Genomic DNA, 1702 nt, shown 5'->3' on the forward strand with positions numbered 1-1702 from the left:
GGGGGGCGGTGTTCCAGATCGTCGTACATTTCCTTGATTGTGTATGGCTTTCGGATCCAGCCTTGCTGTTTCTGGATCGGATCAAGCCTATCGGACCATTAGTATCGGTCAACTGAACGCATTGCTGCGCTTACATCTCCGACCTATCGACGTGGTGGTCTACCACGGTCCTCGGGGATACCTTGTTTTGAGGGGGGCTTCCCGCTTAGATGCCTTCAGCGGTTATCCTGTCCGATCATAGCTACCCTGCACTGCCGTTGGCACGACAACAGGTCCACCAGTGGATCGTTCACCCCGGTCCTCTCGTACTAGGGGCAACTCCTCTCAAGTATCCTACACCCACGGAAGATAGGGACCGAACTGTCTCACGACGTTCTAAACCCAGCTCACGTACCTCTTTAAATGGCGAACAGCCATACCCTTGGGACCTGCTCCAGCCCCAGGATGAGATGAGCCGACATCGAGGTGCCAAACACTGCCGTCGATATGGACTCTTGGGCAGTATCAGCCTGTTATCCCCAGCGTACCTTTTATCCGTTGAGCGATGGCCCTTCCACTCGGGACCACCGGATCACTATGGCCGTCTTTCGACTCTGCTCGACTTGTCAGTCTTGCAGTCAGGCTGGCTTATGCCATTGCACTCGACGAACGATTTCCGACCGTTCTGAGCCAACCTTCGCGCGCCTCCGTTACTGTTTGGGAGGCGACCGCCCCAGTCAAACTACCCGCCACACAGGGTCCCGGAACCGGATGACGGTCCGCGGTTAGACATCAAGAGTGCGAAGGGTGGTATCTCAAGGAAGGCTCCACGGGAACTGGCGTTCCCGCTTCAAAGCCTACCACCTATCCTGCACATCGCAGTCCTGATGCCAGTGTGAAGCTGTAGTAAAGGTGCATGGGGTCTTTCCGTCTAACCGCGGGAAGCCGGCATCTTGACCGGCAATTCAATTTCGCTGAGTCGATGTTGGAGACAGCGGGGAAGTCGTTACGCCATTCGTGCAGGTCGGAACTTACCCGACAAGGAATTTCGCTACCTTAGGACCGTTATAGTTACGGCCGCCGTTTACCGGGGCTTCAATTCAAGGCTTGCACCTCTCCTTTTAACCTTCCGGCACCGGGCAGGCGTCAGACCCTATACGTCGTCTTGCGACTTCGCAGAGCCCTGTGTTTTTAGTAAACAGTCGCCACCCCCTGGTTTGTGCCCCCGGCCCACACTTGCGTGCGAACCGGGCCTCCTTCTCGCGAACTTACGGAGGTATTTTGCCGAGTTCCTTCAACATCGTTCTCTCAAGCGCCTTGGTATTCTCTACCAGTCCACCTGTGTCGGTTTAGGGTACGATCTCATGATGGAGCTATTTCCAGGGACCGCCTGGCTGCCCACCCAATCCAATAAGGGTGAACAACGTCCGCGATCCGTCACTTCCATCTGGCCCAGGAATATTAACCTGGTTCCCATCGACTACGCCTTTCGGCCTCGCCTTAGGGGTCGGCTTACCCTGCTCAGATTAACTTTAAGCAGGAACCCTTGGACTTTCGGCGACAGGGTCTCTCACCCTGTTTATCGCTACTCATGTCATCATTCTCGCTGGTGATCTCTCCACCGGATGGCTCACGCCCCGGCTTCACAGAAAAGACTTCGTCTTTTCTGATCTCTTTGTCTGCACTACCGCTTCGCTGCTTGAGTGCGAACACTCAGGCATCG

1 rRNA gene is annotated in these 1702 nt (G+C 55.5%); it reads right to left on the reverse strand.

What is annotated here, in order from left to right:
- Window positions 1-77: 77 nt before the first annotated feature.
- A 23S ribosomal RNA gene (locus tag NHG85_RS14705) occupies window positions 78-1702 on the reverse strand; the annotation flags it as partial.

Source organism: Limimaricola litoreus (genome assembly GCF_024159025.1).
In the GTDB taxonomy this organism is placed as follows: domain Bacteria; phylum Pseudomonadota; class Alphaproteobacteria; order Rhodobacterales; family Rhodobacteraceae; genus Limimaricola; species Limimaricola litoreus.